The 25435-nt window shown below is 68.9% G+C and carries 35 protein-coding genes; 11 read left to right on the forward strand and 24 right to left on the reverse strand.

Annotated features, from left to right (window positions below; genetic code table 11):
• Nucleotide 1: 1 nt before the first annotated feature.
• The 12 genes from N912_RS63650 to N912_RS0122780 all read right to left on the reverse strand — a co-directional run bounded on the left by N912_RS63650 (nt 2) and on the right by N912_RS0122780 (nt 10806).
• Nucleotides 2–178 carry a hypothetical protein gene (locus tag N912_RS63650; protein ID WP_156993887.1) on the reverse strand — a complete coding sequence of 59 codons (177 nt, stop codon included), beginning with the start codon at nt 176–178 and terminating at the stop codon, nt 2–4.
• A gap of 116 nt (nt 179–294) precedes the next feature.
• A complete protein-coding gene (locus N912_RS0122730; protein ID WP_051580629.1) occupies nt 295–1638 on the reverse strand; it encodes a phage major capsid protein in 1344 nt (447 codons plus the stop codon).
• Nucleotides 1614–2600, reverse strand: coding sequence for an HK97 family phage prohead protease (locus N912_RS53985; protein WP_051580630.1), 987 nt, complete (start codon nt 2598–2600; stop codon nt 1614–1616). Before N912_RS53985 ends, N912_RS0122730 begins: the two co-directional genes overlap by 25 nt.
• Nucleotides 2601–3409: 809 nt before the next feature.
• Nucleotides 3410–5359: a phage portal protein gene (locus N912_RS61580; protein ID WP_028924201.1), complete on the reverse strand. Its 1950-nt coding sequence runs from the start codon at nt 5357–5359 to the stop codon at nt 3410–3412.
• A gap of 4 nt (nt 5360–5363) precedes the next feature.
• A complete protein-coding gene (locus tag N912_RS0122745) occupies nt 5364–5669 on the reverse strand; it encodes a hypothetical protein (RefSeq protein ID WP_211261339.1) in 306 nt (101 codons plus the stop codon).
• Entirely contained in the window at nt 5670–7406 is a 1737-nt protein-coding gene (locus tag N912_RS0122750) for a terminase large subunit (RefSeq protein ID WP_028924203.1), read from the reverse strand.
• Nucleotides 7378–7842: a phage terminase small subunit P27 family gene (locus tag N912_RS65815; RefSeq protein ID WP_051580631.1), complete on the reverse strand. Its 465-nt coding sequence runs from the start codon at nt 7840–7842 to the stop codon at nt 7378–7380. The genes N912_RS0122750 and N912_RS65815 overlap by 29 nt, the downstream gene beginning before the upstream one ends.
• A complete protein-coding gene (gene folE, locus N912_RS0122760; protein WP_028924204.1) occupies nt 7835–8425 on the reverse strand; it encodes a GTP cyclohydrolase I in 591 nt (196 codons plus the stop codon). The genes N912_RS65815 and folE overlap by 8 nt, the downstream gene beginning before the upstream one ends.
• Before the next feature lie 3 nt (nt 8426–8428).
• Complete coding sequence (locus N912_RS0122765) at nt 8429–9196, reverse strand: 7-carboxy-7-deazaguanine synthase QueE (protein WP_211261340.1); 768 nt, start codon at nt 9194–9196, stop codon at nt 8429–8431.
• Nucleotides 9193–9570, reverse strand: coding sequence for a 6-pyruvoyl trahydropterin synthase family protein (locus N912_RS0122770; RefSeq protein WP_028924206.1), 378 nt, complete (start codon nt 9568–9570; stop codon nt 9193–9195). The genes N912_RS0122765 and N912_RS0122770 overlap by 4 nt, the downstream gene beginning before the upstream one ends.
• Nucleotides 9551–9955, reverse strand: coding sequence for a hypothetical protein (locus N912_RS0122775; RefSeq protein ID WP_028924207.1), 405 nt, complete (start codon nt 9953–9955; stop codon nt 9551–9553). Before N912_RS0122775 ends, N912_RS0122770 begins: the two co-directional genes overlap by 20 nt.
• A complete protein-coding gene (locus N912_RS0122780) occupies nt 9940–10806 on the reverse strand; it encodes a hypothetical protein (protein WP_028924208.1) in 867 nt (288 codons plus the stop codon). Before N912_RS0122780 ends, N912_RS0122775 begins: the two co-directional genes overlap by 16 nt.
• A 141-nt stretch (nt 10807–10947) precedes the next feature.
• Here N912_RS0122780 and N912_RS63655 point away from each other — a divergent pair, with 141 nt between their 5' ends.
• The gene (locus tag N912_RS63655; protein WP_156993889.1) at nt 10948–11532 is read left to right on the forward strand and encodes a hypothetical protein; all 585 of its coding nucleotides are present in this window, start codon (nt 10948–10950) and stop codon (nt 11530–11532) included.
• A gap of 38 nt (nt 11533–11570) precedes the next feature.
• On the opposite strand, the gene N912_RS60630 is transcribed toward N912_RS63655, so the two are convergent.
• Genes N912_RS60630 through N912_RS63660 form a run of 3 tightly spaced genes read right to left on the reverse strand, consistent with a single transcriptional unit; the run spans nt 11571 to nt 12769 of the window.
• Nucleotides 11571–12332 carry a ParB/RepB/Spo0J family partition protein gene (locus tag N912_RS60630; protein WP_245645385.1) on the reverse strand — a complete coding sequence of 254 codons (762 nt, stop codon included), beginning with the start codon at nt 12330–12332 and terminating at the stop codon, nt 11571–11573.
• Nucleotides 12329–12592, reverse strand: coding sequence for a hypothetical protein (locus tag N912_RS0122790; RefSeq protein WP_028924209.1), 264 nt, complete (start codon nt 12590–12592; stop codon nt 12329–12331). Before N912_RS0122790 ends, N912_RS60630 begins: the two co-directional genes overlap by 4 nt.
• Nucleotides 12593–12769 carry a hypothetical protein gene (locus N912_RS63660; protein WP_156993891.1) on the reverse strand — a complete coding sequence of 59 codons (177 nt, stop codon included), beginning with the start codon at nt 12767–12769 and terminating at the stop codon, nt 12593–12595.
• Between the two features lie 221 nt (nt 12770–12990).
• Here N912_RS63660 and N912_RS0122805 point away from each other — a divergent pair, with 221 nt between their 5' ends.
• The 3 genes from N912_RS0122805 to N912_RS0122815 all read left to right on the forward strand — a co-directional run bounded on the left by N912_RS0122805 (nt 12991) and on the right by N912_RS0122815 (nt 15783).
• On the forward strand, nt 12991–14712 hold the full coding sequence (locus N912_RS0122805; RefSeq protein WP_028924210.1) for a sensor histidine kinase: 1722 nt from the start codon (nt 12991–12993) through the stop codon (nt 14710–14712).
• A gap of 125 nt (nt 14713–14837) precedes the next feature.
• Complete coding sequence (locus tag N912_RS54000; protein WP_051580633.1) at nt 14838–15200, forward strand: pyridoxamine 5'-phosphate oxidase family protein; 363 nt, start codon at nt 14838–14840, stop codon at nt 15198–15200.
• Between the two features lie 334 nt (nt 15201–15534).
• Nucleotides 15535–15783: a histidine kinase gene (locus N912_RS0122815; protein WP_169747933.1), complete on the forward strand. Its 249-nt coding sequence runs from the start codon at nt 15535–15537 to the stop codon at nt 15781–15783.
• A gap of 217 nt (nt 15784–16000) precedes the next feature.
• Here N912_RS0122815 and N912_RS63665 read toward each other — a convergent pair whose 3' ends face one another.
• Together N912_RS63665 and N912_RS67065 are read right to left on the reverse strand one after the other, a co-directional pair.
• Entirely contained in the window at nt 16001–16627 is a 627-nt protein-coding gene (locus N912_RS63665; protein WP_156993893.1) for a hypothetical protein, read from the reverse strand.
• Nucleotides 16628–16712: 85 nt separating this feature from the next.
• A complete protein-coding gene (locus N912_RS67065; protein WP_084211107.1) occupies nt 16713–17096 on the reverse strand; it encodes an HNH endonuclease in 384 nt (127 codons plus the stop codon).
• A gap of 115 nt (nt 17097–17211) precedes the next feature.
• Between N912_RS67065 and N912_RS0122825 the strand changes: the two genes are divergently transcribed.
• Nucleotides 17212–17424 (forward strand): hypothetical protein, encoded by a 213-nt coding sequence (locus N912_RS0122825; RefSeq protein ID WP_028924212.1) that lies wholly within the window; start codon nt 17212–17214, stop codon nt 17422–17424.
• 65 nt (nt 17425–17489) lie between these two features.
• Here N912_RS0122825 and N912_RS64580 read toward each other — a convergent pair whose 3' ends face one another.
• A complete protein-coding gene (locus N912_RS64580; protein ID WP_169747934.1) occupies nt 17490–17645 on the reverse strand; it encodes a hypothetical protein in 156 nt (51 codons plus the stop codon).
• A gap of 119 nt (nt 17646–17764) precedes the next feature.
• Between N912_RS64580 and N912_RS0122835 the strand changes: the two genes are divergently transcribed.
• The 6 genes from N912_RS0122835 to N912_RS0122860 all read left to right on the forward strand — a co-directional run bounded on the left by N912_RS0122835 (nt 17765) and on the right by N912_RS0122860 (nt 21255).
• Nucleotides 17765–18931, forward strand: a complete 1167-nt coding sequence (locus N912_RS0122835) for a hypothetical protein (RefSeq protein ID WP_028924213.1) — start codon at nt 17765–17767, stop codon at nt 18929–18931.
• Nucleotides 18928–19281 carry a hypothetical protein gene (locus N912_RS0122840; protein WP_028924214.1) on the forward strand — a complete coding sequence of 118 codons (354 nt, stop codon included), beginning with the start codon at nt 18928–18930 and terminating at the stop codon, nt 19279–19281. Before N912_RS0122835 ends, N912_RS0122840 begins: the two co-directional genes overlap by 4 nt.
• Complete coding sequence (locus N912_RS63670) at nt 19278–19421, forward strand: hypothetical protein (protein ID WP_156993895.1); 144 nt, start codon at nt 19278–19280, stop codon at nt 19419–19421. Before N912_RS0122840 ends, N912_RS63670 begins: the two co-directional genes overlap by 4 nt.
• A 43-nt stretch (nt 19422–19464) precedes the next feature.
• Nucleotides 19465–19803, forward strand: coding sequence for a hypothetical protein (locus N912_RS0122850; RefSeq protein ID WP_028924215.1), 339 nt, complete (start codon nt 19465–19467; stop codon nt 19801–19803).
• Between the two features lie 283 nt (nt 19804–20086).
• On the forward strand, nt 20087–20875 hold the full coding sequence (locus tag N912_RS0122855; protein WP_169747935.1) for a DUF3846 domain-containing protein: 789 nt from the start codon (nt 20087–20089) through the stop codon (nt 20873–20875).
• Nucleotides 20872–21255: a hypothetical protein gene (locus N912_RS0122860; RefSeq protein ID WP_028924217.1), complete on the forward strand. Its 384-nt coding sequence runs from the start codon at nt 20872–20874 to the stop codon at nt 21253–21255. Before N912_RS0122855 ends, N912_RS0122860 begins: the two co-directional genes overlap by 4 nt.
• Before the next feature lie 131 nt (nt 21256–21386).
• Here the strand turns inward: N912_RS0122860 and N912_RS0122865 are convergent, their stop codons facing one another.
• The 6 genes from N912_RS0122865 to N912_RS64590 form a co-directional block, all read right to left on the reverse strand.
• Nucleotides 21387–22148, reverse strand: coding sequence for a hypothetical protein (locus tag N912_RS0122865; protein ID WP_028924218.1), 762 nt, complete (start codon nt 22146–22148; stop codon nt 21387–21389).
• Nucleotides 22149–22497: 349 nt separating this feature from the next.
• A complete protein-coding gene (locus N912_RS54010) occupies nt 22498–22743 on the reverse strand; it encodes a hypothetical protein (protein WP_156993899.1) in 246 nt (81 codons plus the stop codon).
• A gap of 84 nt (nt 22744–22827) precedes the next feature.
• Nucleotides 22828–23847, reverse strand: coding sequence for an HNH endonuclease (locus N912_RS0122875; protein ID WP_028924219.1), 1020 nt, complete (start codon nt 23845–23847; stop codon nt 22828–22830).
• Between the two features lie 13 nt (nt 23848–23860).
• Nucleotides 23861–24181, reverse strand: a complete 321-nt coding sequence (locus N912_RS0122880; protein ID WP_028924220.1) for a hypothetical protein — start codon at nt 24179–24181, stop codon at nt 23861–23863.
• 2 nt (nt 24182–24183) lie between these two features.
• The gene (locus N912_RS64585) at nt 24184–25077 is read right to left on the reverse strand and encodes a DUF2303 family protein (RefSeq protein ID WP_051580634.1); all 894 of its coding nucleotides are present in this window, start codon (nt 25075–25077) and stop codon (nt 24184–24186) included.
• Nucleotides 25074–25433, reverse strand: coding sequence for a hypothetical protein (locus N912_RS64590; protein WP_064745366.1), 360 nt, complete (start codon nt 25431–25433; stop codon nt 25074–25076). The genes N912_RS64585 and N912_RS64590 overlap by 4 nt, the downstream gene beginning before the upstream one ends.
• Nucleotides 25434–25435: the final 2 nt, after the last annotated feature.

The raw sequence follows: 25435 nt of genomic DNA on the forward strand, positions 1-25435 counted from the left end.
CCTACTTGTTCGCGGTGTCTCGGGCCTTGTTCGCGGTGGTCCGCGAGCGGGCTCCGGCAGCCGCCCTGGTGGGCTCGACTGGGGTGGCGTCGGGGTACAGCTCGACGTCCTGTTCGGTCAGGTTGAGCACGGTGTCGTGGCCGTTGACTCGGACCTTGTATCGGCGTAGCTCGCCCATGGGGGTCTCCTCGCGTACGCGCTCATCAACGGGTGTGGTGGAGGTGGGGCCGCCGCAGCCGGCATGCGGCTCGCCGCACATCGGGCAGCGGGGCCACCCACCTCCACCCCGAAACATCAGGCGGCGGCGCCGAGGTTGACCTCGACGAACGCGTTGGGCTGCAGGATCCCGAACGCCGCCCTCATCTCCGCCAGGATCGCGATGAGGTTGCGCACGAAGAAGTCCGCGTGCGAGTCGGTGACGGTGATGCTGGCCTGTTCGCGGTCCCACAGGATGGCCTTGCGCCAGTCACCGATCACGCCGGTTCCTTGCGGGATGCCCTCGCACAGGATCACCGGCAGGCCCCATAGGGTGCCGGTGACGTTGCTGCCGGCCGGGCCGCCGAAGTAGAACCGGCCGTCGTTGTCGGAGATCTCGTCCAGGGTCTCGGCATCGAGCGGGTTGAGGACGTAGGCGTTGGCGACCGCGCGACCGGCGAGGCGGACCTTGGTCTTCGCGCGGCGCAGCGCCAGCAGCTTGCCGAAGCCCGGCGGCTTGCCGGCCGGGTCGGCGACCGCCGCCTGGGACTGGGTGCCCGAGGTGTTGAGGATGCCGGTGAAGTTCTCCCCGGTCCCGTCCCCGCTCACCATTTGGTCTTCCAGCTCCTCGTCGAGCCCGTAGAACAGGAAGGCGTCGATGAGCGTCTTGATCTGCGCGGCGTCGCTCAGCGCGCGCTTGGTCGCAGGGATCCAGTGCGCGATGGTCCGCACCACGGCCGTGGCGCGGGTAGTGGCGAACCCGGACTCTGGCTTGGTGCCCGAGGTGCCGGTGGTGGCGGTGGCCTCCGGAACCGGGGCGGCGTTGTTGGTGATCGAGAGCAGCTTCGGGTACTCGATAGTGTCCGAGGTGGTCTGCCCGTTGGTCACCACGTCGCGCAGGGTCAGCGGGCGAGTCAACGCGTCCAGGCCGACCTGGAGCCCAAGCCGGTCCGACTCGATCAGGGCGCCCGCACTGTCGTCGGCGGTGCCGGTGACCAACGCCTTCTGCCTCGGCGCTGGCCGGGTGAGGCTCTTGAACCCGACCGGGGCGGACTGGACCCGCATCTTCTCGCCGAACTGCCCGTTCGGCGCCGAGGCCAGCAGGCCCGAGTAGGCGTCGCTGTCGACGAATTGCTCGCCCAGCGACTTGGCGCCTGCGCTGGGGTCGATCAGCCCGGAGGGGGTGCGTCGGGTGGTCTTCTCCTCGGGGTCGACCACGCCGATGCCCTCGCCCATCTCCTGGATGGCGCGGCGCATCTGCTGGTCGGCCTTGGCCTGCTCGAGCGCGGTCTTGCTGTCGCGTGCCTTGCCCATCAGGGCGGTGACCTGGGCGCGTTCCTCCTCGGTGAAGTCCCGGCTCTCGGCCTCGGCCTTCGCGGCGATGTCCTGGGCGCCCTTGAGGTGCGCTTTCAGCTCGTCTATGAGCCGCGTGATGCGGTCCACGGTGGGTTCTCCTCATTCGTGAGCGAATCGACCTCGGCCGCGAAAGCGGTCAGGTCGGCGCGCAGACGAAGGGAGGCGGGGGCGGGCGGCGCTGGCTGCCCGGTCTTGGCCGTGCGGGGCTCCTCGACCGGGGCGGGCGGTGCTGGCTTGGCCTCGTGCTCGTCGTTGCTGCTGGCAGGTGACGGTTCGGGCGGCTCCCGACCGGAGTCGGGGGCGCGTTCAGGAAGGCGGCGGTCGTGCTTCGCGTCGCCTTGGTCGTCGGTGTCGGTGTCGAGAACGGCCAAGACGCCCTGCACGTCGGCGACTCCGCCGGTGATCTTGTCCAGCGCTCCGCGCAGGGCTTGCTCGTTCTTGGCCGAGAGCACCCGGCCGGCCTTGCGCCCGAGAGCGGCTTCGACGGCCAGGCGCACGGCGTCGGACTCCGCGCGGGAGGCCCCGCGCAGCTCCAAGCGCACGTCGTGGCCGCTCGCGGATTTCACGCTCAGCAGCTCGGTGTCCTGGTTGACCCCGACCAGGGTAGGGCCGACCTCGTAGAGCTTGAGCTTGCGCAGCTCGTAGTACGGAGCCTGGTCCTTCGCCTCGATGAACCCGCCCTCGTCCACGTCGTAGGCGAAGGAGAACTGCGTCACCCGCCGGCCCTTGAGCAGCCGGTACACCTGCGCCGCTGTCGGCTGGTCGATGTCGAGTCGCCCGCGCACCCACAGGCCCTCGTCGCGTTCCTCGGCCTGCTCCACCACCCCGATATGCGCGTCGGGGTCGAACGACATGTGCGACCAGATCACTGGGATCGGGTCTCCGCGGGACTTCCACTCGGCGAGGGTGTCGGCGAACGCGCCCGGCACGATCCGGTCGCCGTAGCTGTCCAGGTCGTAGGTGGCGACGAGGGCGTCGAACACGCCGTCGTCGGTGCCGTCCTGGGTGCCGGCGGCCTTGACCGACAGTGGGCAGGTCTTCACGCGCATGGGTGCGTGCCTCTCCTCAGCCCGTGCAGGGGGCGCGGGCGGTGAATGGCTGGCAGGACAAGGGGTGAGCCCAGGGGTACGCGGATAGGTGTTGCCACTAGGACGCCGTGCCTGCTGATGATCGGCAGGATGAGATGGACCGGACACGATGCGGCGTGTCTAAGCCAGGCCGAATCAGATTTCGCCGATACGCTCACTCAGTCGAGCGCGTTCGGCTTCGTCCGCGTTGCTCGATGCACGACTTCTTTCTTCAGGTGTGCTCTGACACATGTCTTCGGGCGCCCGGAGCATCTGAGGAGAGGAGACCGAGGTGCCGGATCAACCGTCCGAACCAGGTGGCAAGTGGCCGGTGGTTGTCAGGGCCTGCGATGCGTCGCTGACGTGCCTGGTCACGTGGCAGGTGCTTGACGCACTGAGGCCCGTGACAACCGTTGCCACGGGCCTCGTGCTCGCTGTTCGGACAGTTGCGTCTTCGTCTTGCCGGGCGGGGCGCAGCTAGTCCGTGGCGGCCCGCCGGGGGTCTTACAGACCTTCGGCGGGCTTGCCGGTTTTACCAGGTGCGATGCTGCTTCTGTGTGTAGTGCGTTTTGTGGTGCATCGCAATACACGCAGACTACATCCGGCTGTGTCGTTTCGTAACACACACGGACGCGTGTCATGTCATTTTGTGGCACTGGACGGCGCACGTCCTGCCAGATCATCGCAGGGTGCGTCTGCAATGCCGCAGCTCACGGCCTTCTGGATGCGCAGCTTCGCGTCGTGGGCCTGGCGTGTGTTGGTGCAGCCCGCACGCCACGAGAGTGGCGGCTCTAGTCGGCGAACTCGATGTCGATGTCGCAGGTACAGCCGGCGCGCTCGTCCTCGTCTAGGTTGGAGTCCCCGGGCCACATGCCACCGTTGGAGAACCGTTCGTCCAATGGCACGGTCTCGCCGTTCATCCGGGCGTGGCTGGGTCGCGGGTTGGTTGAGCGCACCCGCCACGTCTTGGTGGCTTGGCGGCCGGACTGGCGGGCGACCTCGCTGGTGGCGAACCCGGCGATGCCGGTGGCGTGCGAGCGAGCGAGCTGCGCGGCGCGGGCGGTGGCGTAGGTCAGGAACAACTCGGTGATGGCCTTGACCGGGTCGTCGTCGGCGAGCAGGTCGATCAGCCGGCGTTTGGTAGCGCCGTTGACCGCGCCGGCTGTGCGTTCGGCGTTGGCCGCCAGCCACCCGCTCGCGCGGTCCTGGTCGTAGTCGTCTTCGTCGAGGTCGAGCTGGTCGACGGTGGCCTGCGCGGTGGAGTGCGCGATCTGGAGGTTGACCGCGTACAGGTCGGCCGACAGCTCCCCGTCCCACCGCTGGTCGTCGAACACCTCGCTCAGCGCCGGGTCGGCCTTACGGCGGCCGGCGCGGTGGGCGGCGTTGGCGTCGGTGACGGCCGCGCCAAGCGCGGACACCACGGCCTTGCCTTGGCGTTCGAAGAACGCGGCCAGCATCTTCTCCGCGCGGGTGACGTGCTCGGGCAGCGGCGCGGCTTTGAACCGCGGCCCGCGCCGCTTGGGCGGTGGCGCGGAGTCGACCGGTGACGCCTGTCCGCCGGTCAGGACGTTGAGCGGGGTCACGAGCTCGTCACCGCCGTCGACCTGGGGAAGGTTCTGGCGGGCTCTCGCCTCGTTGCGGGTCATCCACGGGGCGCCGACTGACGCGGAGAGCTGCGCGGCCTGTTCCTCGAACGAGCCGGCGAGCTTCGCGGCCAGGTTGAACTCCAGGTAGGTGCCCGCTGTGTCCGGGAAGTCGGGGGTCAGCTGAAGGTCCAGGTCTTCTTGGATCATCACCAGCCACGGCCCGAGGCAGTCCTGGTAGAGCTGTTTGTGCTGTTCCTTGATGTTGGAGAACGTGGCGTGCTCCAGGATGCCCACCATCGGTAGCGGCACGTGGAACGACGCGGCGACTTCTTCGCGGGTGAGCTTGCGGGCTTCGAGGTACTGCGCCTGTTCGGGGGTGACGGCGGCGGAGGTCCAGGTCATGCCGTCGTCGAGGATGGGGGTGCCGCCGACGTTCGGACCGGCGCCGGAGTATTGGGCCTGCCACTCCGCGCGGAACCGGGCGCGGGCGGCGTCGCTCCATCGGGGCGCTTCGGCGGGGCGGGACAGGTAGCCGGACATGCGGGCGCCGTTGCGCCAGAGTTGTTCGCGGTAGGCGTTGGCCTGCCACTCCTCCCACAGGATCCGGCGCAGGGTCTCGATCGGTGAGCAGCCGGTGCGCGGGTCGGTGGGGTTGTAGCCGTGGAAGCACACCACCTGATCTCTGGGCAGCGTGAGCTTTCCCTTGGAACCACGCACGGTGTAGCCGGAGGGCATGAACGGGTTGTTGCCTTCCGGGGTGACTCGTCGGGGGTCCAGCCGTACCAGCGCGCCGGGGGCGTCGTCGCGGGAGCGGACCTTCGCCCAGTAGGCCACGTCGTAGATGCCCAGGTCGTTGATCAGGGTGTCGAACGTGCGGTAGCGGGTGTGGAGCGGCGTCGGTCGGGCGAGCAGGCGCGCTACGGGGCTGTCGGTCAGTCGTTCCCGGTCGGTGTCGGAGACCCTCCGGTAGTGGTGGATGCCCAGTTGGGCGATGTTGCGCGCCAGGAACGACACCACGGTGCGGACCTGGGGCTGGGTGCGCCATATCTGCGCGTAGTCCTGAGCGCTGCCATCGGGCAGCGTCAGCGCGTACGGGGCTCGGGCGACCGGGCGGTCGGTGGCCGCGAGCCGGCCTTCGGAGACGACGAAGGCCACCGCCTCAGGTCTCCAGCCGTTGTACGAGGAGCACCTGGTCGCGGTCCACGATGGCCTCGCCGTCCATCGCGGTCGGCGTGGTGTGTCCGGGTTCGAGCATCCGGGCGTCGCGCAGCACCAGCAGCCGCCCGCGTCGGCTCCACAGCACCCCTGTGATGGCCTGCCCGCTGTGCAGGTTGACCACCACTCGCTCACGTACCGCGCAGCGGGCGGCGGCCACCTGCTGCACACCCAGCCACACCACGGCGGCCACCGCCACCAAGGCCATGAGCAGGACGGCGACCGGGACGGTGGTGTCGAGGGTGAGCACTCACACCACCTCCAGTCCTTTGTCCTCGTACGCCGAGCGGCGCGGCGGTTGGCGGTGCGTGACCCGATCCACCGCCATGATCGCCGCGACCACGGCGTCGATCTTGTCGGCGGCGTTGCGCTTGTCCGGTTTGACGTTGCCGGCTGGGTCGAGCGCGACGGCGAAGTTGTCCACGTTCCACCGCGCCAGCGGGTTGCCGCCGTGGCGCAGCATCGGCCGCTCGGCGGTGCCTTCCAGCACCAGGCGTTGGAACTCCTTCGTCGGCCCGGACATCGACGCGAAGCCTTGGCGCATGGACACCATCTCCGCGCCGTCGTTGGTCAGGTCATTGACCAGCGGGGTGGCGTTCCACGGGTCGAACGCGATCTCCGTGACCTGGAACGTCTCGCGGTCGCGGTTGATCTGCTCGCGGATGAAGTCGTAGTCGGCCACGTTGCCCGGCGTGGTCGTCAACCAGCCCTGCCGCACCCACACCGACGCCGCTCCGGCGGTGCGCCGGTCCAGCGCCTCGACGTTGGCCTCGGGTGTCCAGGTGCGCCAGAGCAGGTCCATGCCGCCGCGCTCGTCGTCGGGGAACGCCCAGCACAGCGCCAGCAGATCACTCGTGGAGGCCAGGTCCAGCCCGCCGTACGCGGGGCGGCCGGCGAGTCGTTCGGGCATCACCATGCTGGCACTGCGGTCCCACGCGGCGAGGTCGAGGTACTTGGTCTCCTGTTTGGTGCGTATTCCGAGGTGCAGCCGCAGGTAGGCCGCCAGGTCGGCCGGGGACTGCTGTGCCTCCCGCGCGGCCTTGCGCAGGTAGCGCCGGGTCGGCGAGATCCCGAACCCGGGGTTGGCCTTGCGCTGGGTGGCCTCGTCGAACGGGTCGTCGTCGCGGTCGGCGCACCAGACCACCCCGTAGGTGGTGGGGTCGGTCAGCGCGCCCCGCGCAAGTTGCTCGATGCGGGTGCGCTTGCGGTCGTAGATGGTGTGCCGCCGCCCGGAGTCGGCGGTGGTGATGATCAGCACCAGCGGTTGCCGGCGTGACCCGGTGCCCGACTCCAGGGTCTCGACCAGGTCCGGGGTCTTGTGCACGTGCAGCTCGTCGACGATCGCGCTGTGCAGGTTGGCGCCGTGCTGGGCGTCGGCCGCCGAGGAGATCACCCCGATGTAGCTGCCGGACCGGGGGTGAATGACCCGCTTGAGCACGGTCTTGACGTGCGGTTGCAGCGCCGGGGAGTCCTCGGCGAGCTTCTTGATCGGGCCGAACACGAAACCGGCCTGCCCCTCCGAGGTGGCGGCGGTGACCACCTGGGCGCCCGGCTCGTGGTCGGCGCAGCACAGGTACAGCGCGATCCCACCGGCCAGCGTGGACTTGCCGTTCTTGCGCGGCACGTCGACGTAGAGGCTGGTGATGATCCGCACGTAGCCGGCGGCGTCGTCGTCGAAATGCACCCACCCGAACACCGGGGCCAGCACGTAGCCGACCTGCCACGGGTCCGGGATCAGCGGCCGGCCTGCCCATTCGCCCTGTGTGTGGCGCAGCAGCCGAAACGCCTTGAGCACGTGATCCACCCGCTGGGCGTCGAACCGGGCGCCCGGCTCGTTGCGCGGCTCGGGGGTCTTGATCGCTGGTGGGCAGTCGGGCAGGCCGATGTCGCGGTCGAGGAGGTACCAGGCGACCTCCGGGGAGAGCTGGAGCCGGTCCAGCTCGTCGGCGCTCGGCGAGCTATCCGGACCCGGCGAACGGGTTGTCATCGCCGGCGCCCGTTGCTTCGGCGGCCCGGATCGAGCTGCGCGCGCTGGGGGTGAGCCCGAACTCCTGGGCGAAGCGCAGCATGGTGAGCGCGGCGTCGCGCTGGATCTGGAGGGCAGGGTTGCGCACCAGGTTGCCGTGCAGTCCCTTGACCAGCACCCCGGAGCGGGCCAGGACCTCGCAGGCGCGGCGGTGGCTGACCACGGCCTCGCAGTAGCCGCGTAGGCAGTCCGCGTCGGCCGGGAACGCCAGATTCATCGCCTCCAGCTCGGCGACTACCCGCCGCCACACCGCCAGCACGGCCGGGGCGGCGTCCTCGGGCGGGGTCAGGTCGGCTGGGCGCGGTTGGGGTTCGTCGGGGTTGATCCGGTCCAGGTGCCGCTCTCCGTGCAGCAGCTTGAGCGCGGTGGGGCGCGGGGCTGGGCCTCGCTTACCCACCGGCCTCGCCTCGGCCCGCGAGGTGGTGGCGGTGCTCGGCCATCACCGACGCCACGTCGGGGTCGCCCATGCACCAGCAACCGGCCAGCGCGGTGGTGGTGGTCGTGGTGTCGGGTTGGCACACCCCGCGCAGGGAGATGCAGCCGTGCGCGGCGGTGATCACGCATGCGGCCCCCACCGGGTCCAGGGTGTCCTGGATGGTGTGCGCGACCTGGTAGCCGAGGCGTTCCTGCACTTGCAGCCGCGCGGCGAAGTCCCCGAGGACCCGGGCGAGCTTGGACAGCCCCACGATCGGCCGTCCCGGGCCGGGCCGGTAGGCGACTGTGGCGGTGCCGGTGATCGGCAGCAGGTGATGCGCGCAGGTCGACCGCACCCGGATACCGGCGAGGATCACCAGCCCCGCCTCGGGTGGAGCGGTGAAGGTGCGCGCCAGGTGCCGGGCCGGGTCCACTCCGTAGCCGGCGAGCGCGGCCCGCCATGCCGTCGCCACCCGCATCGGGGTGTTCGCGGTGTGCTCGCCCTCGTCCACGCCGAGCGCCAGTAGCAGGTCGGCGACCGCGCCGGCCGCCTTGTCCACGTCCACCCCTCACCGCCCCCTCATGTTGCCCCAGGCCAGAACATGGAGCCGGTGGCTGGCGCTGATCCCGCACCCGGCCGCGGCCGCCGCCACGTCGGGCCAGCGGGCGGCCAGCTCGGCGGCGGTGGCGCCTTGCGGCATCACCCAGGTGCGGCCCGGTGACCAACCGAGCTGGTCGGCGAGCTGCGCCGCGCGCTGCACGTCGGTCGCGTCCTCGACCACGAACTTCAGGTGCACACTCGGCCGCTCGCATCTGGCGAGGTCGCGGTAGAGCGGATGCAGCGTGGGGTCCTGGTGTCCACGGTGCGGTCCGGCGTTGCCCAGCTTCGGCGACACCACGATCAGCTCCGTGTGCTCCAGGGTGACCGGCGCGGGCGCGAGGGTGCCGTTGGTCTCGATGTGCAGCCGCGACCGCGCGAGGCGGCGCAAGAGGTACGCCCAGCCGGAGCGGTCCTGCTGGAGCAGTGGCTCACCGCCGGTCAGCACGACCACGCCGGCCCACCCGGCGCCGGCGCCGAGGACCGCCGCCACCTCCCGGGCGGGGGTCAGGCGCCGCTCGGTGCTCAGGTCGAAGCGGTTCGCGTCCCAGGTGTAGGGGGTGTCGCACCACGAACACGAGAGGTTGCAGCCCGTGAACCGCGCGAACATCGCCGCGCGGCCGGCCGCCGGACCCTCACCCTGGATCGTCGGGCCGAACACCTCCGCGACGGGCAGCAGGTCGTCACCGCCCAGCTCGTCGACCGTGCCCGGCGTGGCGCTGACCTGCCCGGTGCTCACAGGCTGGCCTCCCAGGACGCGGCGGTCTTCGGGGTCTCGCACACCGTGACCTTGAACCGGTCAACCAGCTTCGGAAGCTCCACCACCTGGACGAAGTTGGCGCCCAGCCACATCGCCAGGTTCTCCGCTGTCGGGTTGAACACCGTCAGATCGTTGAGGTGGCGGTGGTCGACCTGTGCGTCAAGCCAGCGACCGAACGGGTCCAGCTTCGCGTAGTCGAAGACGAAGCCCACCGTGTCCACCTTCTGGGCGGCCAGCTCGATCACGACCCGGTAGTTGTGCCCGTGCAGCCGCGCGCATGGATGGTCCTCGGGCAGCCCGTCGAGTCGGTGGCTGGCCGAGAAGTGCCACTGCTTACTGATCGTGAAGCTCACCAGGGTCCTCTCGGGATGCTCGCAGGGTGGCGCCGTACTCGCCGTCTTCGGACACCGTGACCTCCGTGGGGTACAGCCCGGCGTCGAGCAGGTGCCGCCACAGGCTCATGGCGATGTCCTCGCACGAACTCGCACCCCAGTCGCGGGTGTCCGCGCCCCACCAGCGGCGCAGCAGATCGCCCAGGTCGTGGAACTCGACATCGCGGTCGGTGTGGCTGACCGTCACCTCGGCGCGCACCCAGAACAGGTGCCGATGCCGGTCGGCCAGGTACGCACGGCGGTCGGTCGCGGCGGGCCAGTGATGGAAACCGGGCAGGTCGACCGTGGCCCACACCGTGGCGCGAGGGCGCTCGACCGTGACGGCGCCGGTCACCTCGCCGGGCACAGCGGGCCTTCCTTCTCCCGCCGGGGCGGATGCGGCGGGGCGCCCAGCTCGGTCACCCGCTGCTGCATGATCCGCCACACCAGGTTCGTGTGCGTCATGGTGTCGGCGTAGACCTTCGAGGCGGCGAAGCGGTCGTTGTCCGGGTTGTGCCCGACCACGTACTGGAAGCCCGGACCGAGATCACCGAGCCGGCGCAGCGCGCTGGACTCGGTCTTCACCGTCGGGTAGCGCAGCGCGTTGATCCACGTGCTGGAGTCGCACGAGTCCGGCGGGCACGGCAGACACCACTCGCTGGCCGACAGGCCCAGCACATGCACCCACAGATCGGGGTACTGGCGGCGGCGTTCCCACATGGTGTGCAGCAGCCGCACCCGCGCCGGCATCGACGCCTGCACCACGTTGCCGAAGCACACCCGGTCGTGCGTGGCGGCCAGCTCGTCGAAGTAGCCCCAGCCGTCGTTGAGCGGGTGATACACCGGGATCGGGCGCAGCCCCAGCTCGTGCAGCCGAGCCCGGGTGCGGCGCTTGTTGTCCCGCCCGCCCTGGTCCAGCTCGATGTAGCCCCACAGCCGCTCGCCGTAGGTGCCCGCCAGGTGCACGTAGCGGTCGAACAACTCGTCGAACCCGGGGATCTCCTCTGGAGCCAGCGCCAGCGCCTCGTCCATCGTGCAGCCGGTCCGCCGCATGTGGGCGTTGGTCAACGCGAAGATGCCCGAGTCCAGCAACAGCACCAGGCCCTCGTCCAGCATGCGGCACAGGACCCGCTCGCCGGCATCTCCCTCGATGTCGTTGACCGCGATCAGCGTGTGGCGCGGGTAGTGGCGATGCGAGGTGCCCGCCGCGAAGTACACCGGAGCCTCAGATCGGTCGAACCGGCCGCCCTCGGTGGCGATCAGGTGTCCCGATGAGGCCTTACGGCCCTCGCGTCGATGGGACCCATGAAGCGACTCTACGTCGAGCAGCGATGGAGCATCAGTCAGTGGAGCCATGCCATGAGCAACCTCGAAAATCTAAAAAATCCCAATGAGAAGAAGAGGAGCGGGTGGAAACCTGAGAAGCGACCTGGCGGATCTGGCGAAAATCCCGACATCCATGGCATTGCTGACGAGTTTCGCACCCTGAAGGAGATCTCGGAAACGATAGGGTTGCGAACCGAGGACGAGGTAGCGGTCGCAAGCTTTAACGATACCCTGTGCGACCTTCGGAGCCAACTCCAGCGTGCCATTTTATCAGAGGCCGAACAGGAAGTGATCAACTGCAAGCTGAACGAGGAGATCACCAAACTCTGCACGAGAGTGGCAGAGTTAGAACAGCCACGAGCGAAACGACGGCTCGTTGGAGCATCGAAGACAGCGGCTCAAGCCGGCGCCGGCACAGCAATTGCCGCGTGGGTTCTCGGGGATGAGGTGCCGAAGGCGGTCTTGCGGACCCTGTTGGCCGCAACTACGGGATTTGGCGTCGTGTTGCTGGTCGAAGCCGGTTATCACTTGGTGAAGCGACTCGTGGTGGGTGAATCAACGACCGGCAAGCACGAGCGCAGCAACCTTCCAGCTCACCGGCACCGCCTGTCGCCCTGACGTATATATCGAGCAGCACCAGGGCAGAGATGCGGTGCTTATGCTGCCTCCCCGGGTCGGGGTTCCTGTCCGGTGAGATCAGCCCACTTGGTCAACAGCCACCCCGCCAAGTAGAGGTGTGGTTGCACCATCAGCACCGGCTGGTTCTGGGCCTGCTCCGCGAATGGGGCCAGCAGCGTCGGGTACGGCCAGAACAGGTGCTCCGGCCGCAGTTCGGCGGCCCACAACGCGTGTTCGGTGTGCACGTCGGCGACCACCAGCGTGTGCTTGTCCAACATCCATACCTCGCCGTGCGCGGCAGCGATGCGCGGCTCCCCGAGCGTGGCGGCGGCCAGAGCCAGCGCCTCGCCCTTCCCGGGCTGCTCACCTGAGCCGTCCCCGTCCTCGTCGCCGAGGGCCGCGACCAGCTCCTCGAGCGTCGATTCGTCGTAGCCGGTGCCGGTCAGGTCTGGCAGGTCGCCCAGCAACTCGGCCAGCAGGCGGTTGTCATAGTTACCGAGGTCCCCGACGCGGTTGTCCGCCACCACGATCCGCGCGGCCTGGTCGTCATCCACGTCGACCCAGCACACCGCGATGTCATCCCACGCCAGATCACGCGCCGCGATCAACGTGTGGTTTCCCGCCAGCACCTCATACCGCCGGCCGGTGTGGGTGCCTCGGTTGACGACGATCGGCTTGTACTGGCCATTGACGCGCAAGCTGTCCAGCAGCGCGGGCAGCCAGCCCTGCCGAGGGTTGCGGTGATAGGTGCGCAGCCGCGCCACCGCGACCCGCTCGACCGCCAGGTCATGCACCGTCATGGCCGGCACTCGGCGAGCAGCGCGGCCTCCACGACCGGGTCTCGACGCACCTGCCACGCCCGTCGACACAGCTCAAGCCCCCGGCTGCTGGTCGGCGAGCCCAGGCACTGGTCAGCCAACACGACACCGGCCAGGTCGTACGCCCGCGCCGCCGTCGCATCCCGCTGCGCCCGCGCTGAGCGCCCACCGGCCACGAACCCGGCCGCGACCAGCAGGCACACCACAACCGCGCCGCACACGCCCATCACGAACAGACGCACCTACACGTCCGAAACGCCCGGCGAGCCGCCCGTCCCGTCGCCGAGGGCCGGGGACTCCGATGTCTTCACCGACTCCAGCAGCGCCTTGATCCGGCCCGTACGCTGATCCACCTCAGCCGCATCGGTCTCGTCATCGGCCAGCACGTACTCGCGCAGCTCGTCGATCTCTGCGTCCAATCGAGCCAGAGCCTCAGAATTCTTTGGCACTCTCATCCTCCACAAGGGGGCGGTCCAACGCCCACGGCGTCATCAAGCGGAACCGGTGGGCCATCTGGTGTAGTTCGATCAGTTGTTGGGGTGCGAAGCGCTGGGTAGCCTGCATGTTTGCGGCGGTGACGGTCGGATCAGTCAGGGGTGGGTGAACGGGCGTGAGCGGGGAGCTTGCGAGCCGGCAGCCGGTGAGTGAGACGTTGTCGCAGTTGCGGCTGCGGGCGCTGCTGGTGGAGGTGCAGGACCGGATCGGCCAGATCGTCGAGACCCGCGACCAGCTCGATGAGCTTCTTGAGGCGGTGGTGGCGATCTCGTCCGGGTTGGACCTGGACGCGACGCTGCACCGGATTGTGGAGGCGGCCATGTCGCTGGTGGATGCCCGCTACGGCGCCCTTGGGGTGCTCGGCGACGACGGTGGCCAGGACGGCCGGTTGGTCGACTTCATCTACTCGGGTATCGATGACGCCACCCGCGAGCTGATCGGGGATCTGCCCACCGGGCACGGTGTGCTCGGGGTGGTCATCGAGGAGAACAAGCCGCTGCGGTTGGACAGTCTGTCCGACCATCCCTCGTCGGTGGGGTTCCCGGCGAGTCATCCGCCGATGCGGTCCTTCCTTGGTGTGCCGGTGCGTGCCCGGGGCAAGGTGTATGGGCGGCTGTACCTGACCGAGAAACGCGACGGCCAGCCGTTCAGCGAGGACGACGAGGTCGTGCTCCTCGCGCTGGCCGGGGCGGCCGGTATTGCTATCGACAACGCCCGCCTCTACGAGGAGGCACACCGGCGCCAGCGCTGGTTGGAAGCCTCCGGGGAGATCACCGCCGGGCTGCTGGCCGGCACCGACGCCGACGAGGCGCTGCGCATGATCGCTTCACGGGCGCGGGAACTCAGCGACGCCGATTACACCCTCATCGCGCTGGGTGACCCCGAGGCCGACCCCGAGGAGACCTCGGAGCTGACGGTGCGGGTGTGCGCCGGGTTGGATCCCGACCTGGTCACCGGCCGTCCTATCCCGATCGGTGCCTCGACCTCGGGGGAGGTGTTCCGCGACCAGGTCCCGCGTTCGGTGCCCAGCCTGTCCTTCGACGTCGCCGACGGGATCGACATCGAGTTCGGCCCCGCGCTGGCGCTGCCGCTGGGCAAGGCCGACACCATCGCCGGGGTGCTGCTCACCGTTCGTGCGCCCGGTTCACCGGTGTTCGACGAAGCCCAGCTCCAGATCGTGGCCTCGTTCGCCGACCAGGCCGCCCTTGCGCTGCGCCACGCCGAAGCCCAGACCGCCGCCCGCGAGCTGGAGGTGCTCTCCGACCGCGACCGCATCGCCCGCGACCTGCACGACCAGGTCATCCAACGGCTCTTCGCGGTCGGGCTGGCCATGCAGTCCACCCACCGACGGGCCAAGAACCCCGTGGTTGCCAGCCGGCTCGCTGAGCACATCGACCAGCTCCACACGGTTATCCAGGACATCCGCACCGCGATCTTCGATCTGCAGAACACCAGCACCGAGACCCGCCGGCTGCGTGCCACCCTGCACGAGACCATCACCGAGCTCACCGCGGACAGCCCGATTCGCACCAGCGTGCGCATGACCGGCCATCTCGATGAGCTACCGGCCGAGCTGGCCGACGATGTCGAGGCCGTGGTCCGCGAGGCGGTCAGCAACGCCGTGCGTCACTCCCAGGCCAGCGACCTGACCGTCACGATCTCCATCGACAACAACGAACTGGCCGCCGAGATCACCGACAACGGCATCGGCATCCCCGACTCCACCACCCGGCGCAGCGGGCTGCGCAACCTCGACCAACGGGCGGCCAGCAACGGCGGCACCTGCGCCATCGAACAACCGGACGCCGGTGGCACCCGCCTGCGCTGGACCGCACCAGTCACAGACAAGCCGGTACGACCCGCCTGACCGGGAACCCGCCGATGTGCGGGACCTTGTGCCCTGCCGCGCAGGTCTCATTCACGGTGCAGACTGTGCGGCTCAACCACAGCCATGGCCGATCCCGGGCCGCCGTGCACGTCTGGAGAGGCCGCATGCCCACCACCGACATCGACATCCTCACCGAGCACGACTGTATGGCGCTGCTGCGCACCGCCAGCGTGGGACGGCTGTTGTTTACCGAGGACGCCCTCCCGGCGATCCGGCCGGTCAACTTCACCGTCACCGACCACCGCATCCTCGTCCCGGCGACCGAGGGCTCCTGGGCCGGCAGGCTCGACGGTGTGCTCGTCGCCTTCACCGCCGACCACATCAACCCCGACAACACCGGATGGAGCGTTCTCGCCCACGGCACCGCCCGCCTGGTCGTCGACCCTGACCGCGCGCTGCGCATCACCATCGAACGCGTGACCGGTCGGCGCGTCGCCCTGACCCGCACACTGCCTCATCCAGCCTGAACACGACGGGCGACCCGGCCGCGTGACTGGCCGGTACCTTCCACCCGCCCGCACCGACGAAGACCGGGACGCCTGCGCCAGCACGTCCAGGCGATGCACCCCACGTCGGCTGCCACCCGAACTTTCATCGGCCTGATACAGGCAAGCCCTTGCGCGGTCGACAAGAGCAGGGGTACCCACATCTACAGGGCTGATTGGCCCTACGACCCGACCCCGGACCCCGGTCGACGTCACCACACGCGACACCCGAGACGCACCCGGGTATCCAGACGGAGGTCTGGCGATGCACGACGCCCGCCCATACGCCCGAACCGCCTCCCCCATACGGCAGGCCGTGCCAGGCCCACTCGAACCGGCCGAACAGCTCTCCGAGCGCGAACGTATCGCCACCGACCTGGCCAACTCCATCGCCCACCAGCTCTTCCAGACAAGCCTGGAACTGCACAGCGCGCTCGCCCGCATCGAACACCACCAGGACCCGGCGGCCCAGATCCGCAACGCCGTCGACCTGCTCGACCACACCCTCCGCGACCTACGCCTCGCCGTTTTCAGTGATCGGAAAGACCCTCGACCAGGCGCCTAGCCAGGAAGCTCTCCCGGCCGACCATCTGGGCGTACCCGGCTCGGGAAACCTGGTACGTACAACCCGCCGCCACCCGCGCGGTGTCCAGGGCGTGACCTCCAACGATCCAGACGCCCTCGGGCGGCGTTCCCTTGAGTCGGAGGAAAGCAGGTCGAGCGCAGCCGGCGGGAGGGTTAGATCGCGGCTGTCCGTTCAGTGTAGGTCGCCGACGGGCTGGTCAATCAGACTTAGTCGGCTTGGGGACCGACCAGTGAGCCACCTTGGCGTAGGGCCACGTACGCTCGCCGTTGATCTCTTCACAGTGAAGGGCGAGCGCGACACTGCCATGTTGGTAGTGTTCGGGATCGTCCGGAACGTCGACATCAACGACTATCGAACCGTCGAGGAACATGGTTTGCGGACAGAGTGGATCTCCGTGGCTGTGCGTGACGAGTTCTCTCCTACCGCTCGACACATAGGCTGACTCTGCTGACCAGCCGGCGCTCACGTATATGCCTGGCACGCCTTTGAGCATCGTGATCGTTACACGCACGATCCCGTTGACGGGTGGCTCCGCCTTGATGCTGAACTCTGGTGCGTCAGCCTGGTCATAGGATGCCCGTGCGAGGGCGAGCTGAGCTTGCGCTGACTTGGCTTGCCAGATGCTGGCTTCGGCGGATTTGAACGCTGACGAGGCCGACTCTCGTGCACTGTTCGCTTGATCTTGGGCTGCCGTACGGGCGGCCTTCGTCTCCTGGAGCAGCGTCCGAGTGCTGCGGGCTTGCGAGCGCACGTAGATGCCCGTGGCAAGTGTCACGGCCGCTCCAACCCATGAAGCGATAGCGGCCCATCCGGCGGCGTCCACACTCGTGAGGTTACGGCGACCCACTCGCAGCGCAAGTGCCTGCTTGGCTATGCCTGGTGTGAATTGTGAGCCGTATTAAGTGCGCCTATGAGAGGTGCGGCTCGGTGCTCGCCGTGATTGCGGCGTCGGCTGCTCGTCGTGCGGCGAGCGCGCGGGCTGATTCGGCGAGGGTCTTGGCCTGGTGGCATGGGGTGCAGAGGGATTGGAGGTTGGTCCAGTCGTAGCGGTCGCCGCCCTCGCCGAGGCTGGTGATGTGGTCGACTTCGTGGGCGAGTGCTCCGCACTGTTCGCAGAGTGGTTGATCGGCGAGCTTGGCGGCGCGGAGTCGGCGCCAGCGTCGGGTGGAGCCGTTGATCCACGCTTTGGATGGTCGGGCGGCCCAACCGCTCGGGCTGGGCTGGCAGGTCGGGCAGCGGCCCGACACGGGACGGCGGCAGCGTGGGCAGACGCGAGGCGGGCGGGTTGGCATGGGCGGGGTCCAGCCGGGTGGGATGACACCCGGGTGTCGGCCGTGGGGCCGGTTGAGGTGAGCACGGGGGGTTGTGGGGCTGCGCTCGGGTGGCTACCGGGGGCGAGCTGCCTGAATGGGCGAGAACGACAGGGCCAGCGGGGACGAGAGACCGGGCATGATGCTGATCTCTTGTGGCGCTAACCGTCCCTTTGTTGGTCTGTCGGTCCGCGAGCTTGAGGCGCTGGCGGACGCGATCGAGTTCGGGGACCCGATCGAGCAGGGTCCCCGGACGCTGGCGCTGATCGATGCCGAGCTGTGGCTGCGGGTGCTCGGCGACCACGACTAAGCCCCGCCTGCCGAGACCCCTCACCTACGGGTGGGGGGTCTCCGTGTGTCCGGGGCGGTGCGGGGCTACCAGTACCAGCGACGCCCGCCTGCACCGGCTCCGGCGGAGCCGAGCAGCAGGAGCACCAGTCCGATGGCCAGCAGGACCACACCGAGCGTGACCAGCACAGAGACACCCAGGACGTAGCCGAGCACGAGCAACAGAACCCCGGCGACGGTCATGGTTGAGCCTTCCGGCTGATCTTGAAACAGGGCGTGTAAACGGCTGCCCAAGTCGATCTTGGGAGTAGACGCTGGTTTACGCAGGGGCAAGGAGCCCCGCACCTGGAAGGGGCCACCCGATGAGCGTCGTGATCAACCCGAACTCGGCGTACTGCCGTTGCTGCACCGCCAACGAGTGCGAGTGCCAGGGCACCGACCTGGTGCTCGACGGGGACGCCGTGGCGTGCCGCTGCTGCGTTAACAACCGCTGCGAGTGCGGCGGCGCCGACCTCGCCCAGGACAGCCACCCGAACACCAACAACCCGAAGGATCACCCGATGACCACGAGCACCACGGTCGAAACCGCCGCCGACAAGCTCGGCGCCGCCTTGGCCGCCAACCCCGGTCGCACCACCGTCGCCCTGGCCCAGGCAGCCGGAATCGGCAGGTCCACCGCCGGCAAGCTCTTGAACGCCTTGGACAAGAACGACCAGGTCGTCCGGCGCACCGAGGAAGGCAAGACCGTCTGGTACCTCTTCGCCGACGCGCCTAGCGAGGACGAGGCGGTGCCAGAGCCCACCCAGGACCTCGTCGAGGAGACCACCGAAGAAATCACCGACGACACCACCGACGAGGTGCAGGTCAATGACTTCACCTACGAGGGCATGGAGCTGGCGTACGGCACGTTCAAGGCGCTCGGTGCTGGGCACGGCTCGAAGGTCGCCGTGGCGTTCACCGGCGGCGTGCGTGTCGGCGAGCTGGAGCGGGCTAGCAACGGCCTGTACATGCTGCGCGAGGCCAACGGCACGGTGACCACGGTGGGAGGCGCGGCTGGGAAGGTGCACGCGCTGCTGCTGTCCGAGGCGCCCAAGCCGGAGCCGAAGCGCACGGCGCTGCCCGAGGGCTACGTGAGCCCGACCGCGCTGGCGAAGGTCATCAACGAGCGCGGCCTGTACAAGGGCAACCGGGAGGACGGTCTGACCACGCAGGCGATGTACTCCTACATCCGCAACGCCCCGGTCGGCCACCCGTTCCCGCTGGTCGACCCCGAGCAGGTCGGGGGCCGGCAGTGGGTGTGCGAGGTCGAGGCCGGTGTGCAGTGGTGGGTGGAGAAGGACCACCGTGTCGCCGAGCGCCCCGCGCGGACGCGGCTCACCGCCGCCGAGCGCCGTGCGGCGAAGCGCAAGGAGCTGACCACGAAGCTCGCCGAGGCGCTGGTGGCCATGGACCGCGAAGGGGCGGAACGGTCGTTCTATGAGCAGGCCGACTTCCTGATGAACCACCTGTACGGAGAGGTTCCCGCGTGAGGTTGCGGGAACTGCTGGAGGGGCACGGCCGGCGCTCACCCGAGTGCCGGCCGGTCACCGCCACCGTGCCGGTCTCCGAAGCCCTCGGCGTGCACGACCCGACCGAGGGCCGGTGCCTGCGTTGCGGGGTCCGGCTCGACGAGACCGAGGTGCTGCGGGTGCAGCTCCACGATCTCGGCGGCGCGCGCCGGGCGGCGGAGGGGATCCGTCGGGACCTGATGGACCAGACCGTGCCGTTGGTCCTGGCCGCCGCCGAGCGCGGCCTCAAGCCGACCGAGCTGACGCGGTTGACCCAGCTCAGCCGCCGCACGATCTACAACATCATCACCGCGAAGGGGACCCGATCATGAACCGAGTCGACGGCCTCGTGCTGCTGGCCGCAGTGCTGGCTGTGGTCGTCCTGGGGCTGATGTGGCTGGCCGCCGGAGTCGACCCGTTCGCGGTGATCCGTTCCTGGTGGGCCGCCCTTGGCGACGTGCTCATGCACTGACCCAGAACAGGCAGCAATCCACTCCTACCGAAGGAGCACCACCATGTTCGTGTTCAGTCGCGCCGGCCGCGAAGCCCGCTGGCTCCGCAAGGCGCACAAGGCGCAAGAGCTGATCTACCGGGGCATGGACGACCTGTCGGTGTACGCCGACGCGATACGACATCGCGACGACATGCGCCCCATCACTGGCGACACCAACGCCACTGTCGACTACGGCGCGGCCGGCACCACATCACCCGCCAGCTACGTGACCTTGATCATCGAGGGGCCCGGCTACCAGTGGCGGTTCCGACTCAAGGACGGCCCCCGCAGGAAAGCCGACAAGATCGCACAGACCGTCAACACCCAAGCCGCCATCGCGGGAAAAGAACTCCGCGAATAGCCGCGCGCGCATTCAAAGGCACCTCTATGAGCGGCCCACTCTCCCAATCCGGGAAAGTGGGCGGCGGGCTTTCATGAGCCCGCGCGACACATCATCCACTCACGAGAATGGGCAAGCGTATGAGCGCTGAGCAACAACACGAGTCAGAACCTGTCGAGAGGTGTGAAGCGTTCGCGCGACGCGGCACCGGGTACGGCGTGTGCGACGAAACGCTCGACGAACACGGCGAATGTCCACGCGCCATGGGGCATCGGGATTCCAACACACTCAAGGAGCTATAGCAATGAAAAGTCGCAGGTACGCGGTTGTTGTGCCGGCAGACTGCTCGCAACCCATCAAGCTAGTCGAGATGGGTAGCGAGGCACCCCTGCGCCTGCTGTACCGGGAGATCGGTTGCAGCAGGGTTGATGTCGTGCGACTGGACGGATGGGAGAAAGTTCCTGACCTGGACATGTGGCTGGACGACGATGGCCGGCTCGTGCAGGACCCGGTCCCCAATGTGCGGGCCACTGGGGTCGCGCTCGCTGTTCGAGGGACCGAACTGGACGACGTCTACGTTGGAACGTGCGTGTTCGCTCTCAGCGACCAAGAGGGCGACACCACGGGCATGACGCCGAGCCAGGCAACGACTGTCTGTAAGACGGCCGATGTGATGGGGGCTCGGATAGACGCCTACCAGGGGATGCGCCGCCTGATCGAGCAAGAAAAACGCCTCTGGTCGGAGGTTGGAGCCGTCTACAACTCCGACGCGGATAGGCCAGCTATAGAAGCGGCGATTGCCGAGCTGGAGTGGCTACCTGTTACCGGTGGCCACATTGTGGGACCGCTCTCGCCCATCTCCACGTTGGAAAGGGCGGCCCGCGAGTTCGACATTTCGCGGGTGACCACCTACGCCCTCGGCCCCGGGTTGCCCTACCCGGATGGACCAGAAACGGCGACCTACCAGCTCCTTGGGCTGGAAGGCGCGTTCCTCAATCCGGCAGGTCGAGTACGGATCTACGTTCTTGACATCGGCACTGCGCTCGTTCCTCTGGCAGTGGACTTCCGACGCCCGGGAGGGGGCCAAGCGTGAGCACGAGCAAACTCGACGCGCGCGACCAGGTCATCGTCGCCACCCGCCGCGCTCTGTTCGACGCCCGCTGCGGACCACGCGTCGGGGACTACGTTGTGTTCACCGACGAAGTCGTCCGCCGCATCAGCTACATCTGGAACGATCCGCACGAGGCACAGACCTCCGACGGGGGCAGCTTCCACCTCACCGAGAGCGGGCACCTCTCGTTCTCCGGAAGCCTGTACCGCTCGGTGCCGCTGCACACCCTCACCGCTACGGGTGCGGTGGTCGACGGCGGGGCGTGGATCTTCCACCACGACTGGTGGACCGCGCACAACGGCGTCAACTTCCAGATCCCAATGCGGGTGTTCACCTGTAGCGAGGCAGCGCCAACCTACTGATCAGGCGATTCGCCTCAGAGGTGAGCCCCCGGTGGAAGGTAGCCACCGGGGGCTCGCTTCTGTGCGGGGTCGAACCTCCCCGCCGCCGGGTTCTGTGTCCACACTGCGGTGAAGGTACGCAGGCGATGATTTCACCGAGCGAGGGTGGTCGCAAATTTGCTGGTGGGCTGGCGTGTCGCGGAGCGTTCGGCCAGGTCGAGCACGTCACCGATCCGGAACAAGGGCTGGCGGTTGTCACGGGCGTAGCCGTGAGCAACGAGTCGTTCGCGGTGGTGCCAGACGTGAATGGTCTTGCGGTTGATCCGTTGGCCGTAGAGTTCACCGATGCCCTGGCTGATCTCGACGGCAGTGGCGAGGTGTTCGCGCAGCGAGTGCAGCAGCCATCGGCGGCGCTGCTCGACGAGGTAGGGGGCCTGGCACTGACCGCAGTGGGTCGCCCGGGCAGCCGGTGCGGTGTACAGGTCGTGGTCGCAACGGTCGCAGGGACCGAGGTACACCCGCTCTGGTGGGCGGTCGATGGCCAGGCGGGTGACTCTGATCGCGTAGTGCAGTTCGTCGGCGACTCGGTGCTCTGAGCGCAGCGCTTCGCGCTGATCGAGTAACCACGCCGCGAGTTGGATGGGTTGGCTGGGCAGATCGACATGTGGTGCCCGGCCGCTCAGCGCGAGGTCTCGTGCCGCCGAGGTCAGCGTCATACCGAGCACGTCGCTCACCTCGGCGACGGTGGGCCGGTATCCGAGGGGAACTTCTCCGCCGCCGCGTGGGGCTCCGGGTTCGGCGATGCGGTCGAGCCGGGCGCGGGTGATGTCCAGCTCGGCGACCAGCGACGGCACGTCGGCGAGTTCGGAGGCCAGATGGTCGGTGCACGGCGCGCACCGCAGGCCATCAGCCACGGGCCGGCGGCAGCCGGGGCATCGTGGGCCAAGTTCGGTGTACTGCGCCGGGGCTTGTCGGTGCAGGTGGCCGCAGCCGCCGTCCCAGTCGCACGGGTGGTCCGGGCCGCGGCCGTGGCACGAGCACGGACAGGTCAGCGCGTGTGGATCGCTCGCCATGGTCGCTCCAGAGGGTTCGCCGGGTCGGTGCTCGGTGCGGGGACTGGCGTCACCGCCGGGCTGGCGGGCGGGCACGGGCGGTTGTGGCCGGCCGTGCCGGGCAAGCTGCCAACCCAGCAGGCCACAAGTAGGGCTGTGGGCAGCCACCAGGCCACGGCCAGCAGCACCGCCGCCAACCACGCCCGGGGGCTCACTCTGGCCGCCCAGTGGCGCTCTGGGGCGGCCGTGTGGCGCCGCCGTGGCGTTGGCGGAGTTTCAACAGGGCGCGTGCGGTCCGGGCCGCGTGCAGCAGGCCGAGCGCATCGAGCAGGAGGCGGGCTTCGTCGGTGTCGCGGACGCGGCTGAGCAGCGCGATCACGTTGCGGGCGTCGCGTATGCGATCAGGCGGGCCGGGCGAGGCGGTCTGCCGGTAGCCGCCGTGCAGATCAACGGCCACGGACAGACTCCTTCGCCGGGGCATCACGGAGGGCGGGTCCGCCCCGGTGCGACAGCGACGAGCCCAGCCCGAACACGTGCGCGGTCATCGCGCCGCTCGCAGTTCGGCGACTACGGCGCGAGCCAACGCCCGTCCGGGACCTGGCGCGGGGCGCGGAGCGTTGCGTGCGGCGAGTTGGTCGCGGATGCGGGTCAGCCGGCCCTCGTCGATGGCTACCCGCTCGGCCTTGGCTCGTTCGCGCTCGACGCGCTGGCGCACGGAGCGACACCCGACGCACGGCGGGCCGGGGTCCTCGGCGGGTAGGTGTGCGTGGCGCACGCACCTGGGGGGCGCAGCGCGTGCACACGCGTCCCTCTCCCTTCCTTCTCCTCTCCTCTTCCCCTTCCCTTCCAGCAGTGAACGACTCACGGGGTTCACTGCTCCGTTCAGTGATTCGTTCACGGAGTCGTTCAGTGAACGGGACAACGCATCCCGCATGGACTGGTTCAGTGAGTCGTTCATGGAATCGCTCCGTGAATCGCCTCCGGACGGGCTCGGTGTCGCGGGCAGGGAGTGGGTCGCTGGCTGGGTTGGTGTGTCGTCGAGGTGGGTGAGGCATGCGGCGTGGGCGATGGCGATGTTGCTGGGGTGGTCGGTGCCGCCGTCGGCTCGGGGGGTGAGGTGGGTGACGGTGAGCTGGGTCGGGTCGCCGGCTGGTTGGTGGCAGACGCGGCAGGTGTGGCCGTCGCGGTCGGCGTAGCGGTCGCGGACCTGGTTGTCGGTTAGGTCGGGCGGGGTGAGCTTGGAGGGCTGGGGGCGGTTGATCCGCTGGTCGTTGCGGAAGTTGACCATCCACCCGAGGTGTTGTCGGGTGGGGCCGGCTCGGTAGGGGTGGACGTAGTGGTGGGTTTCGAGCTCGGCCATGAGGGTGGCGATGTCGTCGATGCTCAGGTCGTCGTCGTAGGGGAACACGCTGGCCTTGATGTAGGCGGGGGTCCAGCGCAGGATTCCTTCGTCGTCGGCGAAGTTCCGGATGGCGATCTCGAGCAGGCGGGCGTCGCGGGTCAGGGTTCCGATGTCCTCGTCATTCCAGTGGTCCGGCTTGACGGTCCGGATGCGCGGCAAGGGGTCACCTCCCTTAAGTAAGTCGGTGGGGGCGGCAGAGTTCGTCGATGAGGGTGGCGGCGGTGGCGGGATCGACGCCGGCTTGCAGGAGCCGGTCGTACTCGGGGCGGCGGTGGACCCAGGCGAGTAGGTCGGCGGGGCTGTGTTCCCACGGGATCATGGCGGCGAGGAGCACCGCCAGCGCTCGATGGCCGTCGGTGCCGGGGTGGGCGTGTGCGGCGTCGTCGAGCGCGGCGGTGACCTCGTCGGGGTTGAACTCGCGCAGCCCACAGGTCAGTCGTGCGGCGGCCGGGATGAGCCGGTCGAGTGCGGCGTCTCCGGTGAGGCTGGTCATGGTCAGTACCGGGGTTGGTGGGGGCGCAGGGTGGTGGGGGCTTGTCCGAGGTGGACTGGCACCTGGGTGTGCTCGGCCACGGCGGCGCGGACGCGGTTGAACGCTTCTTGTTCGGCCAGGTCGGGGCGGTGGAGCTGGTAGCCGATGCCGAGGTGTCCGTCGCGGATGCGGTAGCGCAGGCGGGCGGTGAGGTCGACCGGGGCGACGCCGAGGTACGGGCTGACGCGGATGGTGAACCGTTCGGGGACTTCGAGCTGGCCTCGGGTGCCGGCCTTGGCGGTGGTCTCCTCGACGAACCGCAGTTGCAGGTCCCCGGATTGCAGCCGGACGCCGCGTTCGAAGCTGGAGTTGCGGGCGGCTTGGAAGGTGCTGGAGATCTCCAGCATCGTGGCGGCGTCGGGTTCGACGATGGACATGAAGTGGTCCTCGATGAACTCGGCGAACCATTCCTGGGCGCCGAGCTGGCTGTCGTTGCCGGTCCATGCGGCCCATTCGGGGTCGCGGCGCACGTGCAGGGTGGCGCGGTGCTGGCGCCATCCGGGCCGCTCGGGCTGGTGGTCGTCGAACACGGCGACCACGCACCCGGATTCGGGGTCGGCCCACCCGGTGGTGGCCGGGGTGGCGAGGCGGTTGAGGTAGGAGATGAAGTCCAGCGGGTCGTAGACGGTGACCGCGCCTCGGGCCTCGCGGGGCGTGGTGAGGATGTGTTCGAGGTCGGTCACCTCGATGCGCTCGTCGTGGCGCACGACCCGGACCACGAGCCCGCGCTCGAGCTGGGCCTGGTCGACCGCCTTGGCGGCTTCGGCTTGACGGGCGAGGTCGGCTGCCTCGGCGACGGCGGTGCCGTTGACCCCGACAACACTTCTGCTGGTGGACCTGGTGCTGGCGGTGGTCACTGGTGGCTCTCCTGTGGGTTGGCTTCGTGGGCGAATGCCTGCTCGAAGGACAGTTGGCGGGGGTCGGAGCGCACTAGGTTGTGCTGCTCGTCGGCGAAGAAGATCGACGCTGGCCGCTCGTACTCGGGGGACTTGACCTTGATCTGGTCGCTGACCAGCAGCGCGTGCTCGGCCCTGGGCGTGGGCTTGAGGGTCAAGGTGTAGGTGAGCGCTCCGGGCTTGCCGGTGTCCTGCACGGCCGCCACCAGCTCGCGCAGGTGGGCCGACAGTTCCTTCTCGCTGCGTCCACGGGAATGCGTGCACAGGAACGACGCGAAGCTCTGCGACTCCGCCTCGTCGCGGGCGTTCTCGGCCACGT

The sequence above is a fragment of the Actinospineispora acaciae DSM 45401 genome, from assembly GCF_000620785.1.
GTDB lineage: Bacteria > Actinomycetota > Actinomycetes > Mycobacteriales > Pseudonocardiaceae > Pseudonocardia > Pseudonocardia acaciae.

Excerpts from the sequence above, each read along its gene's own strand:
- N912_RS0122880 (WP_028924220.1), bottom strand. The coding sequence starts at position 24,181 with ATGACCAGCCTCACCGGAGACGCCGCACTCGACCGGCTCATCCCGGCC.
- N912_RS0122750 (WP_028924203.1), bottom strand. The coding sequence starts at position 7,406 with ATGACAACCCGTTCGCCGGGTCCGGATAGCTCGCCGAGCGCCGACGAG.
- N912_RS0122825 (WP_028924212.1), top strand. The coding sequence starts at position 17,212 with ATGGGCGAGAACGACAGGGCCAGCGGGGACGAGAGACCGGGCATGATG.
- N912_RS54000 (WP_051580633.1), top strand. The coding sequence starts at position 14,838 with ATGCCCACCACCGACATCGACATCCTCACCGAGCACGACTGTATGGCG.
- N912_RS60630 (WP_245645385.1), bottom strand. The coding sequence starts at position 12,332 with ATGACGGTGCATGACCTGGCGGTCGAGCGGGTCGCGGTGGCGCGGCTG.
- N912_RS0122850 (WP_028924215.1), top strand. The coding sequence starts at position 19,465 with ATGTTCGTGTTCAGTCGCGCCGGCCGCGAAGCCCGCTGGCTCCGCAAG.
- N912_RS53985 (WP_051580630.1), bottom strand. The coding sequence starts at position 2,600 with ATGCGCGTGAAGACCTGCCCACTGTCGGTCAAGGCCGCCGGCACCCAG.
- N912_RS63655 (WP_156993889.1), top strand. The coding sequence starts at position 10,948 with ATGAGCAACCTCGAAAATCTAAAAAATCCCAATGAGAAGAAGAGGAGC.
- N912_RS63670 (WP_156993895.1), top strand. The coding sequence starts at position 19,278 with ATGAACCGAGTCGACGGCCTCGTGCTGCTGGCCGCAGTGCTGGCTGTG.
- N912_RS0122855 (WP_169747935.1), top strand. The coding sequence starts at position 20,087 with ATGAAAAGTCGCAGGTACGCGGTTGTTGTGCCGGCAGACTGCTCGCAA.
- N912_RS67065 (WP_084211107.1), bottom strand. The coding sequence starts at position 17,096 with ATGCCAACCCGCCCGCCTCGCGTCTGCCCACGCTGCCGCCGTCCCGTG.
- N912_RS0122835 (WP_028924213.1), top strand. The coding sequence starts at position 17,765 with ATGAGCGTCGTGATCAACCCGAACTCGGCGTACTGCCGTTGCTGCACC.
- N912_RS63650 (WP_156993887.1), bottom strand. The coding sequence starts at position 178 with ATGGGCGAGCTACGCCGATACAAGGTCCGAGTCAACGGCCACGACACC.
- N912_RS64580 (WP_169747934.1), bottom strand. The coding sequence starts at position 17,645 with ATGACCGTCGCCGGGGTTCTGTTGCTCGTGCTCGGCTACGTCCTGGGT.